Raw genomic sequence first — 13,384 nt, forward strand, 5'->3', positions numbered from 1 at the left:
GCGGGACCGATCGTCGTGGGGTCAGCACACGACGAGGGAGGACCCCGTGGACGCACCACACCCCCAGCAACCCCCGACCGGCCCGCTCGAGGGCCAGGTCGTGGGCAGGGTCGAGAGCACGGTGGGGTTCACCGGGCCCGGTGCCCCGCAGCCCCACCAGCTCCAGCAGCAGGCCGTGCCCGGGCCCGTCTGGGCCACGCTCACCCCACCGCCCGGCGCCGTGGCCTGGTCCGGAATCCCCGCGGCCCACGTCGCGCCGCGGCGTCGTTGGCTGCCGGCGGCGCTCGCCGGTGCCGGGATCGTGCTGCTGCTCGGGGGTGGCGCCGGCGGTTTCGCGGTCGGGCAGGCCACGGCGGGGACGGGCGGGGCCACCGGAGGTGCCGGGCAGGTGGGGCAGCTCGTCCCGGGCGACGGCACGGGGCCCGGAGCGGGCACCGACGGCGGGTTCGGTGGGTTCGGCGGCCGCCGGGACGGCGGGACGGGCGGTCAGGACCAGAGCCAGCTGGGCCAGCAGGGGCAGCTCGGCCAGGACGGCTCCGGCACCGGTAGCGACTCCGGCACCGGCTCCGGCACTGGCACGACGGGCTCCACGACGACCACCTGACGGCGCCCGACCCGGCCACGGCGGCGACGTAGGCTGCCGGGGTGACGCAGGCCCCCGCGCCCCCCGGCACCCCCGCCGCCCCCGTCGGCGACGCCACGACGTCGCTGCGCGTCGAGCGGTACGGGCTCGGCGAACGGCGCGTGCCGTACGAGGAGGCGTGGGAGGCCCAACGGCGGCTGCACGCCGCGGTGGTCGCGGGCGACGCCCCGGACACCGTGCTGCTGCTGGAGCACGAACCCGTCTACACCGCGGGTCGGCGCACGAACTCCTGGGAGCGCCCCGACGACGGCACCCCGGTCGTCGACGTGGACCGCGGCGGGCGGATCACCTGGCACGGTCCGGGGCAGCTCGTGGGGTACCCGGTCGTCCGGTTGCGCGGAGCGCTGGACGTCGTGGGGTACGTGCGGCGGCTGGAGGAACTCCTCATCGCCGTCGCCGCGCGGTTCGGGGTGGCCGGCTACCGGGTCGAGGACCGCACGGGCGTCTGGACGGCCGACGCGCCGCTCGCGCCGGGGTGGCGCGCGGAGAACAAGCTGGCCGCCATCGGCGTGCGGGTCGCCCGGGGCGTCACGATGCACGGGTTCGCCCTGAACTGCGACACGGACCTGCAGGGGTTCTCCCACATCGTGCCGTGCGGGCTGCCCGACGCGGGGGCGACGTCGCTGAGCGCCCGGACGGGCCGACGGATCGACGTGCTCGCGGCCGCGGACGTGGTCGAGGACCTGCTGCCCGGCGCGGGTCTGCCCGGCTGAACGGCCCTCAGGGCAGGAGTTCCAGCGCCGAACTGCGGGCGTACCGGACGCGCAACGAGCGTCGTTCGGCGGGCGTGGCCGACGCGCGGTCGAGGACGTCCCACATCTTGCGGTAGCGCGTCGCCCTCCAGCGCAACAGGTGCCGCGGGGGCGCGTCGGGGAAGAACGTCCGGTGCACCGCGGCGTAGTCGCCCGCCCCGATCCCGTGGCCGGCCGAGGCCTCGTGCAAACGGACGTGCAGCGAACGGCGCGGGACCTCGACGAACCGGCCCTGCAGCAGCAGCTGCCCGAGCAGGACCTGGTCGGAGGAGGGGTAGCTGCCGAGCTGGTCGGTCGCCCACAGCACCTCGCTGCGGACCAGACCCGACAGGTAGGCGAGGACCGCGATCGACGACGGCCCGTTGATCATGTCGATGAACTGCTCCATGCGGCGGCCGGCCGCGGTGTCCCACGTGAAGGACGCCGGTTCACCTCCCCCGCGCGCCGGCCCGCCGACGGCGTCGATGAGGTCCCAGGAGGGCACGGCCAGGACGGCCCCCGGGTCCGCCTCGAGCGCCGCGACGCAGTCCTCGAGGTTGGTGGGGTCGACGAGGTCGTCGGCCATCGCCCACCGGAAGTACCGCCCCTGGGACAGCTGGAAGACGCGGTTGAAGTTCCGGGCCAGGCCGATGTTCGTGGGGTTGCGAGCCGAACGGACCCGCGGGTCCGCCGCCGCGAACTCCTCGACGATGCGCGGGGTCCGGTCGGTCGAGGCGTTGTCGCAGACGATGAGTTCGAAGTCGGCGAACGTCTGGTCCAGCAGCGCCGTCAGCGTCTGCTCGAGGTAGGCCTCGCCGTTGTGGACGGGCACACCCACGCTGACGAGCGGGGTGCCCCCGGGCCTGCGGTCGGTCACGGACGCTCCCGGGACGGGCGGCACCCTGGCGGTGCCGGCTGCGAGGAGCGTGCACCGGAGGACGTGACGGTTCAACTCTCCCCTCAGGTGACAGCGTCACCTCCGGGAACGGTCCGTGACCACCGCGGGTCCGTCAGAGCTGGGGCGCCACCTCGGCGGCGACGAGTTCGAGGTGGGCCAGGTCCGACAGGTCCATGACCTGCAGGTAGAGCCGTTCCACCCCGGCCTCCGCGTACCGGCCGACGGCGTCGACGACCTCGGACACCGTCCCCGCGATCCCGTTCTCCCGCACCTCCTCCGGAGCGCGACCGATGGCCTCGGCGCGGCGCGTGAACTCGGCCTCGTCCCGACCGCAGACCAGGAGCAGCGCTGCGGAGAACGTCATGGTGCCGGGGTCGCGGCCCACCGCGGAGCACGCGGCGCGAACCCGCTCGAAGCGCTCCGCCGTCTCGGCCGGGGAGGAGAACGGGGCGTTGAACTCGTGCGCGTACCGGGCCGCGAGCGCCGCCCCGCGCTTCCTCGCCGACCCGCCGAGGACGACCGGCACCGGGTCCTGCACGGGTTTGGGCAGGGCCGGGGAGTCGGTGAGCCGGTAGTGCTCGCCCTCGAAGGAGAACCGCTCACCGGGCGGGGTGCCCCACAACCCGGTGACGACGGCGAGCTGCTCCTCGAAGCGGTCGAAGCGCTCGCCCACCGACGGGAACGGGATGCCGTAGGCGGTGTGCTCCTCCTCGTACCAGCCCGACCCCAGCCCGAGTTCGACGCGGCCGCCGGACATCTCGTCGACCTGGGCGACCTGGATCGCCAGCAACCCCGGGTACCGGAAGGTGGCGGAGGAGACGAGCGTGCCGAGGCGGATGGTGCTGGTGTCGCGGGCCAGCCCGGCCAGCGTCGTCCACGCGTCCGTCGGCCCGGGCAACCCGTCGCCGCCCATCGTCAGGTAGTGGTCGGAGCGGAAGAAGGCGGAGAAACCCGCCTCCTCGGCCGTCACGGCGACGCGGCGGAGGGTCTCGTAGGTGGCCCCCTGCTGGGGCTCGGTGAAGATGCGCAGGTCCACGCCGTCATCCTCACCCACGGGCGGCGCAGGGCTCTGGCAGGGTCGGGGCATGACCGCGGTCCCCTCCCCCACCCCCTCGTCCTCCCCGGGCAACCCGCAGGCTCTGCTGCCCAGCACCCACCGCCGGCTGGACCACCTCCTCGCCGCCGGGCAGGTCGCCTCCCGGCTGCCGTCGGTCGTGGCCGGGCTCGTGCGCGACGGGGCGCTCGTCTGGAGCGGTGGGGTGGGCACGACGGGGGTGGACGCGGGGACCGGGGACGCCGGGCGGCCCGGGCCGGACACCCAGTACCGCGTCGGGTCGATCACCAAGACGTTCGTGGCCGCCGCGGTCCTGCGCGCCGTCGAGGACGAGCTCGTGGGCCTGGAGGACCCCCTGCGCGCCCACCTGCCCGAACTGACCGACGGCGTCGGCCGCGTCACGGTGGGCCAGCTCCTCGGCCAGGCCGGTGGGGTGCAGGCCGAGACGGACGGTCCCTGGTGGGAGCGCACGGCCGGCGGCGACTGGGAGTCCCTGGTCCCCCTGCTCGGGGGGAGCGCGGTGCGGCACCGGCCGGGGACGCGCTTCCACTACAGCAACGTCGGCTTCGGCGTGCTGGGCGAGCTCGTGGGCCGCGTCCGGCAGGCGACCTGGCGCGACGTCGTCCGCACGCAGTTCCTGGAACCCCTCGGCATGGACCGCACGACGATGCGCCCCGTCGCGCCCGCCGCGCGCGGTCTGGCCGTGCACCCGTGGGCGGACGTCGTGCTGCCCGAACCCGAGCACGACGCCGGCGCGATGGCCCCCGCCGGGCAGGTCTGGTCCACGGTGCTCGACCTCGCCCGCTGGGCCGGGGTCGTCGGCGGGCGCTCGCAGGTGCTGCGGCGCAGCACGGTCGAGGCGATGTGGCAGCCGCAGAGCGTGGACGACGCGCGCGGGGCGGGCTGGGCGGCCGGGTACGGCCTGGGCCTGCAGCTGTGGAACACCGGCGGCCGCCGGCACGCGGGGCACTCCGGGTCGATGCCGGGCTTCGTCGCGATGCTGCGGGTCGACGTCGAGACCGGCGACGGGGTCGTGGCGATGACGAACTCCACCACCGGGTTCGGCGACCTGCCGCTGCGCCTGCTGCAGACCCTGGTCGAGGCCGAACCGCACGCCCCGCAGGCGTGGGTGCCCCACGACGTCGCCGCCGACGTCCTGGCCCTCGTGGGGCCCTGGTACTGGGGCCCGGCGCCCCTGTCGCTGCGGGCGGTGCGCGTGGGGTCCCAGGAAGGTCTGGAGCTGGCGGGGCTGGCCGGTCGGGGGCGTGGTTCCCGCTTCGTCCGGGCCGAGGGCGTGCCGGGCGCGTGGCGGGGGCTGGACGAGTACTACGCGGGTGAGCTGCTGCGTCCGGTGACCGGGGCCGACGGGTCGGTCTCGCACCTGGACCTGGCGAGCTTCCGCCTGACCCGCACCCCCTACGACCCGGCAGCGGACGTCCCGGGCGGTGTCGACGACGGCGGCTGGACGGCCACCCCCTGACGCCCCCTCCCGACACCCCCTCCCGACACCCCCTCCCGACACCCCCTCCCGACACCCCCTCCCGACACCCCCTCCTGACGCCCCCTCCCGACACCCCCTCCGGACGCCCCGTCCTGCGCGGGACGGGGCGCGACGTAGGCTGGACCGGTGACGATCGCCCCGGAAGGACGCCGGATGCTGCGCATCGAGGCGCGCAACGCCGAGACGCCGATCGAGCGGAAGCCGTCGTGGATCCGCACCACGGCCCGCACCGGTCCGGAGTACAAGGAGCTCAAGGGCCTGGTGAAGTCCGGCGGCCTGCACACGGTGTGCGAGGAGGCGGGCTGCCCCAACATCTACGAGTGCTGGGAGGACCGCGAGGCCACGTTCCTCATCGGCGGTTCCGAGTGCACCCGCCGGTGCGACTTCTGCCAGATCGACACGGGCAAGCCGTCCCCGCTGGACCGGGACGAACCCCGTCGCGTCGCCGAGAGCATCCGCACGATGGGGCTGCGCTACGCCACGATCACGGGCGTCGCGCGTGACGACCTCGCCGACGGCGGCGCGTGGCTGTACGCCGAGACGATCCGGCAGACGCACGAGCACAACGAGGGCACGGGCGTGGAGATCCTCGTCCCGGACTTCAACGGCCGCCCCGACCTGCTGCAGCAGGTCTTCGACGCGGCGCCGGAGGTGTTCGCGCACAACGTCGAGACGGTGCCGCGGATCTTCAAGAGCATCCGCCCGGCGTTCCGCTACCAGCGGTCCCTCGACGTCATCACGGCCGGCCGCGAGGCGGGGCTCGTCACCAAGTCGAACCTCATCCTCGGCATGGGCGAGACCGACGAGGAGGTCCTGGAGGCGTTGCAGGACCTGCACGACGCCGGCTGCGACATCATCACGATCACCCAGTACCTGCGGCCCACACCGCGCCACCACCCCGTGGAGCGGTGGGTGAAGCCCGAGGTGTTCGTGGAGTTCTCCCGGGCCGCCGAGGAGATGGGGTTCAGCGGGGTCATGGCCGGTCCGCTCGTCCGGTCCTCCTACCGCGCCGGTCGGCTCTGGGCCGGGGCGATGCGCAAGCGGGGCGTCGCCATCCCCGAGCACCTCGCGCACCTGGACCGCGACACCCCCGCCGCCCAGGAGGCGTCGAGCCTGCTCGCCCGGAGCTGACCCGGGGCCCCTCGCGGGCACGTATCCTTGCCGCCATGGCACGACGAGGATCCAGCGACGGCGGCGCGGCAGCCGCACCCAAGCCGAAGAAGAAGCGGTGGGCGCGGACCCGTCAGCTGAAGCAGGTCTACGACATGACCGTCCGGGTCGACCCGTCGACCCGGTGGTGGCTGCTCCTGTCCTTCGCGGGCCCGATCGTCCTCGGCCTCGTCGTCGGTCTGCTCACCGGGCACCCGATCTACTTCACGATCCTCGGTGTCCTGCTGGGCGTCCTGGCCGGGATGTTCCTGCTGGGCCGCCGGGCCGAGCGCGCCGCGTACATGAACCTCGAGGGTCAGAAGGGCGCCGCCGGCGCCGCGCTGTCCTCCATCCGCCGCGGCTGGACGATCGAGCAGGAACCGGTCGCCGCCGAGGCCCGCACCCAGGACATGGTCTTCCGGGCCATCGGGCGCGCGGGCATCGTCCTCGTCGGTGACGGCCCGCCCTCCCGGGTCCGCAAGCTGCTGGAGTCCGAGCGCCGCAAGATCGCCCGCGTCGCTCCGAACGTGCCCGTGCACGTCTTCACGGTCGGCGACGGCGGCTCCGAGGGCGAGGTCCCGCTGCGCAAGCTGGCCTCCCGTGTCCAGCGCCTCAAGCCGCAGCTGACCAAGCAGGAGGTCGCCGCGGTGCAGAAGCGCCTCAAGGCGATCGGCGGCATCCGTCCGCCGGTCCCCCAGGGCATCGACCCGATGCGCGCGCGCCCCGACCGCCGCGCCATGCGCGGGCGCTGACGCGCACGCCAGTCACCACACGGCAGACGACGAGGGCCCGGTCCCGCCACCACGGCGGGGCCGGGCCCTCCTCACGTTCCCTCAGCGGCGCACGACGACCACGGCGGCGACCTTGTCGTGCAGACCCCGCCGGTCGCCGTCGAAGACGACGGCGGGGATGACGAGGGTCAGCAGCAGCGCGCGCAGCGCCCCCATGGCGAGCCCGACGGGGCGGCCGTCGAGGCGGCGCACCGCGATCCCGACGACGGCGTGGCCGATGCTCATGCCGATCGTGGAGACGAGCAGCAGGTGCATCGCGAAGAAGACCAGCAGGGGGCCGAGGTCGCGCCCCAGCCCCTCCAGGACGGTACGGGCCACGAGGGTGGCGATCACCCAGTCCACGACGAGCCCGAGGATGCGCCGACCCCAACCGGCGACGGAGCCCGGACCCGTGGCGGGCAGCCCCAGGCGGACCCCAGGCGGCAGGACGGGCGGTTCCGATGGGTCGGGGGCGGAGCTCTTGCGCGTCGTCCGGTCGGCCACCACCCCAGCCTACGGGGCGTCTACGACGCGCGCCGTAGCGCAGCCGTCGGCGACTCCCGGGGGCACTGTCGCCGCCCTCGGGGCGTCGGTAAGGTTGCGGAAACGCTGCCGTAACGAGTGCGAAACATCGTGCCCCTACGGTCGGCGCGTCCGCGGCGGCTCGACACCCGGGCCGGTTCCGTTCCTGGAGGTTGGATGTTCAGCAACGCCCAAGAGGTCATCGACTTCATCGCGCGCGAAGACGTGAAGTTCGTCGACATCCGTTTCTGCGACCTGCCCGGTGTCATGCAGCACTTCACCGTCCCCGCCAGCACGGTGGACGTCGACGCCCTGTCCGAGGGCCAGATGTTCGACGGATCCTCGATCCGCGGCTTCCAGGCCATCCACGAGTCCGACATGAAGCTCATCGCGGACCCGACGTCGGCCTTCCTGGACCCGTTCCGGAAGGAGAAGACGCTCGTCATCAACCACTCGATCGTGGACCCGTTCACGAACGAGGCGTACAGCCGCGACCCGCGGAACATCGCGGCCAAGGCCGAGGCGTACCTGACGACGACCGGCATCGCCGACACCGTCTTCTTCGGCCCCGAGGCCGAGTTCTACATCTTCGACGACGTCCGGTTCGAGACGAACCAGCGCGAGTCCTACTACCACATCGACTCCATCGAGGCGGCGTGGAACACAGGCCGCAAGGAGGAGGGCGGGAACCTCGGGTACAAGACCCGCTACAAGGGTGGGTACTTCCCGGTCGCCCCGATCGACCACTTCTCCGACCTGCGCGACGAGATGGTCGTCGAGCTGGAGAAGGCCGGTCTGACCGTCGAGCGCGCGCACCACGAGGTGGGCACCGCCGGCCAGGCCGAGATCAACTACAAGTTCGACACCCTGAAGAACGCCGGCGACCAGCTGCTGCTCTTCAAGTACATCATCAAGAACGTGGCCCTGCGCAACGGTCACACCGTGACCTTCATGCCCAAGCCGCTGTTCGGTGACAACGGCTCCGGCATGCACTGCCACCAGTCGCTGTGGAAGAACGGCGAGCCGCTCTTCTACGACGAGAAGGGCTACGGCGGCCTGTCCGACCTCGCTCGCTGGTACATCGGCGGTCTGCTGCACCACGCGCCGTCGCTGCTGGCCTTCACGAACCCGACGGTGAACTCCTACCACCGTCTGGTTCCGGGCTACGAGGCTCCGGTCAACCTGGTCTACTCGGCCCGCAACCGCTCGGCGTGCATCCGCATCCCGATCACCGGGAACTCGCCGAAGGCCAAGCGCATCGAGTTCCGCGTGCCGGACCCGTCGGCGAACCCGTACCTGGCGTTCGCGGCCCAGCTCATGGCAGGCCTGGACGGCATCAAGAACCGCATCGAGCCCGCCGACCCGGTCGACAAGGACCTCTACGAGCTCCCGCCCGAGGAGCACGCGAACATCAAGACGGTCCCCTACGACCTGGGTTCCGTGCTCGACGCGCTCGAGGCCGACCACGACTACCTCCTCGAGGGCGGCGTGTTCACGCCCGACCTCATCGAGACGTGGATCGACTACAAGCGCAGCAACGAGATCGACCCGATCCGGCTGCGTCCGCACCCGCACGAGTTCGAGCTCTACTACGACATCTGAGCCACCCGCTCGGTCCGTCGTGACGAGGACCCCCGTCCCTGCTGGGACGGGGGTCCTCCGCGTTCCGGGCCTGGGTGCGGCTCGTTCCGTTCCCCCAGTAGGTTGTGCACCTCCGGTGACAGGACGTCGCCGCGCTCCGACGACACGACCCGAGGACGGGGGCCCACGTGCCGACGACCACCACCTGCTCCGCCTGCCGCGCAGCGATGCGCGAGGGCGACCGGTTCTGCTGGACGTGCGGGGCACCGCGCGAGGGTGAGGCGCCCGACCGCCTCGCGGTCGTCCCCGCACCGGCCGCCGGCGGCGCCCGGCGCCGCCGCGTGGGGGCACCCGTCGTCGCCGGGTTCGCGGTCCTCGTCGTGGCGGCCGTGGCGCTCTCGACCTGGTACCTCACGCGGTCCGACGACGACACCGTCCAGACGTCGGCGCCGTCGCCCGCCCCGTCGCCGACCGCGACCACCCCCAGCGAGATCCCCAGCGCCACCCCCAGCACGACCCCCAGCGCCGCGGTGTCCGCCACCCCCAGCCCGACCCCGACCGTGGCGGCGACCCCCTCCCCCGCGTTCCCCGTCGGGCCGGTCGTCCCGGCCCGCGCGAGCGCGCCGAGCACGGCGCCGGACAGCACCGACGCCGGTGGGCGCACGACGAGCTACACCGTCGCGAACGTCCTCGACGGCAAACCCTCCACGGCCTGGCGCGCCGAGGGCGACGCGAGCGGGGACACGCTCGTCTTCACGTTCGACGCGCCCGTCCGCCTCACCGAGGTCGGCCTGGTGAACGGGTTCGCGAAGGTGGACCCCTACGACGGCACGGACCGCTACGAGCAGGGTCGGCGCATCACCGCGGTCACGTGGACGTTCCGGACGGCGACCGGTCCCGTGACGGTGCAGCAGAGCCTGCGCGACGGCGACCGCCGGATGCAGACCACCGCCGTGGCCCCCGTCGAGGTGACCGAGGTGGACCTGACGATCGACCGGACCACCCGCCCGGGGGCGGGCGGCCGGTTCGACCGCACGGCCGTCAGCGACGTGGAATTCCTCAACAGCTAGAGCTGGATCCCCCGGGTCAGCGCCCCGTCGACGACGAGGTTCGTCCCGGTGACGAAGCTGGCGGCGGGGCTGGCGAGGAACACGACGGGACGGGCCACCTCCTCCGGGGTGGCCATCCGCCCCGTGGGGTTCAGGGCGAGGGCCTCGGCGAAGAACTCGGGGTCGTTGCGCTCGGTCAGCTGCCACACCCCGCCCTCGAAGTACGTGTTCCCCGGCGAGACGGTGTTGGCCCGGATCCCCTCCGCCGCGAGCTGGTGCGCGAGTCCCTGCGTGTACGCGACGAGGGCGGCCTTGACGGTGCCGTACGGCCCGGCGAACGCGTCGACCTCGCGGCCCGAGACGCTGCCGATCGTCACGATCGCGCCGGCGCCGGCGCGCCGCAGGTGCGGCAGGGCCGCGTCGACGAGGGCGACCGTGCCCATGAGGTCCACGTCGAGCGACAGCTTCCAGGACTCCAGGTCGTTGGCGGCGGCGATGGCGCTGACGTTCGCGACGACGACGTCGATGCCACCGAGGTCGGCCGCGGACTCCTCCACCCACGCGCTCACCTCCTCGCGCCGGGCGACGTCGACGACGCTGCCGCGCAACGTCCCCGGCCCGGTGGCCGACTCCACGAAGGCCTCGACGTCGGCGGCCGTGCGCGCGCACGTCGCGACGTCGGCGCCCTCGGCGAGGAACTCCGCGACGATTGCGCGGCCGATGCCGCGGGTCCCGCCCGTGACGAGCACGCGGGCACCTTCGAGCTGCAGGTCCATGGGTTCTCCTCGTTCTCGTTCGGGGGTGGGGTCAGCGCACGAGGGCGCGGAGCCGGTCGTGCACGCCGTCGTAGGCCTGGCGGTGGACGGGAACCAGCCGCTTGGGCACCTTCGTGGCGACGCTGTAGTTCACGTCGACGGCGTTGGCCAACGGCACCTCGCTGACCTGGGACAGCACCTGGTAGGCGTCGAGGGTGTCGAGCCCCGTGAGCTCGCTGATCCACGACACCGCGTCGACCTGCCCTGCGCGCCAGGCGTCCTCGAGCGGGCGCGCGGACCCGACGACCGTCCAGTGGGTGTCGCTCTCCAGCCGCGGCCACGCCGGGCCGGGCGTCTTCAGCAGGTCGACGAGGACGAGGGAGTTCATCGCCCCTTCGACGGCGGTGCCGCAGGACTCGCCCTCACCCTGCCGGAAGTGCCCGTCCCCCAACGAGAACAACGCGCCCTCGACGTTGACGCGCAGGTACACGGTCGTGCCGGCGCGCAGTTCGGGGGTGTCCATGTTCCCGCCGAACACGTCGGGCACGAGGGCCGAGCGGACCTCCCCCGCGGCCGGGGCGACGCCGACCGTCCCGAGCATGGGTTCCAGGGGCAGGTCGAGGTGCAGGTCCCCGAGGTCCAGGCCGACGGTCCCGCGCGCGGAGTCCAGGTGGTAGATCCACGTCCGTTCCGGCAGCGGAGGTTGGAGCGTCGCCGTGCGGTCGGTGGAGGTCAGGCCCCCGAAGAACGGGATGAGCGCCGACGCACCCCAGTCGCGGGCCGGTTCGAGGTCGACGACGTGCAGCACGAGGGTGTCCCCCGGTGCGGCACCCTCGACGAAGAAGGGACCGGTCTGCGGGTTCACGAACGGCATGTTCAGCGCGCTGGACGGCAGGTCGGCCACCGAGCGGAGCCGACCGCAGAACGCGTCGTCGCTCCACAGCTTCAGGGCCGTGCCGGGACGGACTCTCGCGACGGGACCGGCCCCGCCGAAGGTCCACGCGTACTGCTCGGGCGTGGGGGTGAACTCGACGACCTCGACGGCGGGGTCCAGGGATCGCACGGTGCTCCTCGGGGGACGGTGATCACGTGACGTGTCCCGCCCTTGTACCCCAGCGACCGCGCACCGCGGAAGACCTCAGGCGCCGCCGTTCCCGGCGGGCGGGACGTCGCCCCGCGCCTGCGCGCGGCGCACCGCGGCCTCGAACTCGGCGTCGACCCGGGCCTGCTCCTGCGCGACCCGCTCGTCGACCCGGCCCCGTTCGGCGCCGGCCCAGCCCGCGGGACGCTCGTGCTCGGGGAACCCGGGCGTGGAGGAGTACCAGACCTCGGGCCGGTGGGCCACGCGCCCGGGACGGCCCGCCACGAGCCACGCGATGCCACCGATCACGGGGAGCACGACGATGAGGAGCACCCACACGAGCTTGGGCAGGTTCCGCACCCGGTGGGTGTCGGTCTGGAGGCAGTCGACGAGGCAGAAGACGAGCAGAGCCAGCTCGACGACGACGGGCAGGATGCGGATCACGGGACTCCCCGGTGGGTCGGCTGTGCGTGCGCGCAGGACGCTAGCGGCGGCCCCAGGGGCCCCGGGGCGCTTCGGCAGATTCGGGACCCGGTCGGCGACCCGCACCACCCGGACGGGCGCTCCGGGCGCGGCGACGTAGGTTGAGCGCGAGGATCCGTCCGTCGAGGAAGGTGGGAGTGTCGTGAGCGTCGACACGCACGGTCAGCCGCTGAAGCTGGGCTACAAGGCGTCCGCGGAGCAGTTCGCCCCTGCGGAACTGGCCGACTTCGCGGTGCAGGCCGAGGAGCAGGGGCTGGACTCGGTGTGGATCTCCGACCACTTCCAGCCGTGGCGGCACGTCGACGGGCACGCGCCGTCGGCGCTCGTGTGGCTGCCGTGGGTCGCGGCGAAGACGTCGCGCGTCCAGCTCGGCACGTCGGTCCTGACCCCCACGCTGCGGTACAACCCCGCCGTCATCGCCCAGGCGTTCGCGACGCTCGGCGTCCTGGCCCCCGGCCGCGCCATCCTCGGCATCGGCACGGGCGAGGCGCTCAACGAGACCGCGGTCGGCGTCGACTTCCCCGAGACCCGCGAACGGTTCGCCCGGCTGCGCGAGGCCGTGCGGCTCATCAAGAAGCTGTGGTCCGAGGAGCGGGTGACGTTCGAGGGCGACTACTACCGCCTGCACGACGCGACGGTCTACGACCGGCCCGAGCAGCCCGTGCCGATCTACGTCGCCGCCGGGGGCCCCGGGGTGACGAAGTACGCCGGCCGCGCCGGGGACGGGTACATCTGCACGTCCGGCAAGGGCATGGAGCTGTACTCCGAGACGCTGCTGCCGGCGCTGCGCGAGGGGCTGGAGGCCTCGGGCCGCACCGAGCAGCAGATCGACCGGACCATCGAGATCAAGCTGTCCTTCGACGAGGACCCCGCCGTGGCCCTGGAGAACACGCGGTTCTGGGCGCCGCTGTCGCTGTCGGCGGAGCAGAAGTCGCAGGTCCACGACCCCGTCGAGATGGCCCGGTTGGCCGACGAACTGCCCATCGAGCAGGTCGCGAAGCGGTGGATCGTGTCCTCCGACCCGGCCGAGGTGGCGAAGGCCGTCCAGGGGTACGTCGACGCCGGGTTCACCCACCTGGTGTTCCACGGTCCCGGCCACGACCAGTCGCGGTTCCTCACCCAGTTCACCCAGGACGTCGTCCCCCTGTTGCGGCCCTGAGCCCCGGC

At 73.3% G+C, this 13,384-nt stretch carries 14 protein-coding genes; 8 read left to right on the top strand and 6 right to left on the bottom strand.

The window, feature by feature from the left end; translation table 11 throughout:
* Window positions 1–46: 46 nt before the first annotated feature.
* Both AB0637_RS10425 and lipB read left to right on the top strand, forming a co-directional pair.
* On the top strand, window positions 47–604 hold the full coding sequence (locus AB0637_RS10425; RefSeq protein WP_366171980.1) for a hypothetical protein: 558 nt from the start codon (window positions 47–49) through the stop codon (window positions 602–604).
* Between the two features lie 104 nt (window positions 605–708).
* The gene (gene lipB, locus AB0637_RS10430) at window positions 709–1,356 is read left to right on the top strand and encodes a lipoyl(octanoyl) transferase LipB (RefSeq protein WP_366172159.1); all 648 of its coding nucleotides are present in this window, start codon (window positions 709–711) and stop codon (window positions 1,354–1,356) included.
* Between the two features lie 7 nt (window positions 1,357–1,363).
* Here lipB and AB0637_RS10435 read toward each other — a convergent pair whose 3' ends face one another.
* Together AB0637_RS10435 and AB0637_RS10440 are read right to left on the bottom strand one after the other, a co-directional pair.
* Window positions 1,364–2,251, bottom strand: coding sequence for a glycosyltransferase family 2 protein (locus AB0637_RS10435; protein WP_366171981.1), 888 nt, complete (start codon window positions 2,249–2,251; stop codon window positions 1,364–1,366).
* Window positions 2,252–2,384: 133 nt separating this feature from the next.
* On the bottom strand, window positions 2,385–3,308 hold the full coding sequence (locus tag AB0637_RS10440) for an LLM class F420-dependent oxidoreductase (protein WP_366171983.1): 924 nt from the start codon (window positions 3,306–3,308) through the stop codon (window positions 2,385–2,387).
* A gap of 49 nt (window positions 3,309–3,357) precedes the next feature.
* Here AB0637_RS10440 and AB0637_RS10445 point away from each other — a divergent pair, with 49 nt between their 5' ends.
* The 3 genes from AB0637_RS10445 (at window position 3,358) to AB0637_RS10455 (ending at window position 6,728) form a co-directional block, all read left to right on the top strand.
* On the top strand, window positions 3,358–4,806 hold the full coding sequence (locus AB0637_RS10445; protein ID WP_366171984.1) for a serine hydrolase domain-containing protein: 1,449 nt from the start codon (window positions 3,358–3,360) through the stop codon (window positions 4,804–4,806).
* Window positions 4,807–4,953: 147 nt separating this feature from the next.
* On the top strand, window positions 4,954–5,958 hold the full coding sequence (gene lipA / locus AB0637_RS10450; RefSeq protein WP_366171985.1) for a lipoyl synthase: 1,005 nt from the start codon (window positions 4,954–4,956) through the stop codon (window positions 5,956–5,958).
* Between the two features lie 35 nt (window positions 5,959–5,993).
* Window positions 5,994–6,728, top strand: a complete 735-nt coding sequence (locus tag AB0637_RS10455) for a DUF4191 domain-containing protein (protein WP_366171986.1) — start codon at window positions 5,994–5,996, stop codon at window positions 6,726–6,728.
* A gap of 81 nt (window positions 6,729–6,809) precedes the next feature.
* Here the strand turns inward: AB0637_RS10455 and AB0637_RS10460 are convergent, their stop codons facing one another.
* Window positions 6,810–7,250: an RDD family protein gene (locus tag AB0637_RS10460; protein ID WP_366171987.1), complete on the bottom strand. Its 441-nt coding sequence runs from the start codon at window positions 7,248–7,250 to the stop codon at window positions 6,810–6,812.
* A 195-nt stretch (window positions 7,251–7,445) separates the two neighbouring features.
* Between AB0637_RS10460 and glnA the strand changes: the two genes are divergently transcribed.
* Window positions 7,446–8,870: a type I glutamate--ammonia ligase gene (glnA, locus tag AB0637_RS10465; RefSeq protein WP_366171988.1), complete on the top strand. Its 1,425-nt coding sequence runs from the start codon at window positions 7,446–7,448 to the stop codon at window positions 8,868–8,870.
* A gap of 167 nt (window positions 8,871–9,037) precedes the next feature.
* Complete coding sequence (locus AB0637_RS10470; protein ID WP_366171989.1) at window positions 9,038–9,919, top strand: hypothetical protein; 882 nt, start codon at window positions 9,038–9,040, stop codon at window positions 9,917–9,919.
* Here AB0637_RS10470 and AB0637_RS10475 read toward each other — a convergent pair.
* The 3 genes from AB0637_RS10475 to AB0637_RS10485 form a co-directional block, all read right to left on the bottom strand.
* Window positions 9,916–10,674, bottom strand: a complete 759-nt coding sequence (locus AB0637_RS10475) for an SDR family oxidoreductase (RefSeq protein WP_366171990.1) — start codon at window positions 10,672–10,674, stop codon at window positions 9,916–9,918. The genes AB0637_RS10470 and AB0637_RS10475 overlap by 4 nt on opposite strands.
* 31 nt (window positions 10,675–10,705) lie before the next feature.
* Window positions 10,706–11,716, bottom strand: coding sequence for an acetamidase/formamidase family protein (locus tag AB0637_RS10480; protein ID WP_366171991.1), 1,011 nt, complete (start codon window positions 11,714–11,716; stop codon window positions 10,706–10,708).
* 75 nt (window positions 11,717–11,791) lie between these two features.
* Entirely contained in the window at window positions 11,792–12,178 is a 387-nt protein-coding gene (locus AB0637_RS10485) for a PLDc N-terminal domain-containing protein (protein ID WP_366171992.1), read from the bottom strand.
* A gap of 181 nt (window positions 12,179–12,359) precedes the next feature.
* Between AB0637_RS10485 and fgd the strand changes: the two genes are divergently transcribed.
* Window positions 12,360–13,376 (top strand): glucose-6-phosphate dehydrogenase (coenzyme-F420), encoded by a 1,017-nt coding sequence (gene fgd / locus AB0637_RS10490; RefSeq protein WP_366171993.1) that lies wholly within the window; start codon window positions 12,360–12,362, stop codon window positions 13,374–13,376.
* The last annotated feature ends 8 nt before the right edge of the window (window positions 13,377–13,384 follow it).

This window comes from Kineococcus sp. NPDC059986 (genome assembly GCF_040702905.1).
Classification (GTDB): Bacteria; Actinomycetota; Actinomycetes; order Actinomycetales; family Kineococcaceae; genus Kineococcus.

Bases quoted from the DNA above. Each gene is read 5' to 3' on its own strand.
- AB0637_RS10445 (WP_366171984.1), top strand. From the start codon at position 3,358: ATGACCGCGGTCCCCTCCCCCACCCCCTCGTCCTCCCCGGGCAACCCG.
- AB0637_RS10455 (WP_366171986.1), top strand. From the start codon at position 5,994: ATGGCACGACGAGGATCCAGCGACGGCGGCGCGGCAGCCGCACCCAAG.
- glnA (WP_366171988.1), top strand. From the start codon at position 7,446: ATGTTCAGCAACGCCCAAGAGGTCATCGACTTCATCGCGCGCGAAGAC.
- AB0637_RS10475 (WP_366171990.1), bottom strand. From the start codon at position 10,674: ATGGACCTGCAGCTCGAAGGTGCCCGCGTGCTCGTCACGGGCGGGACC.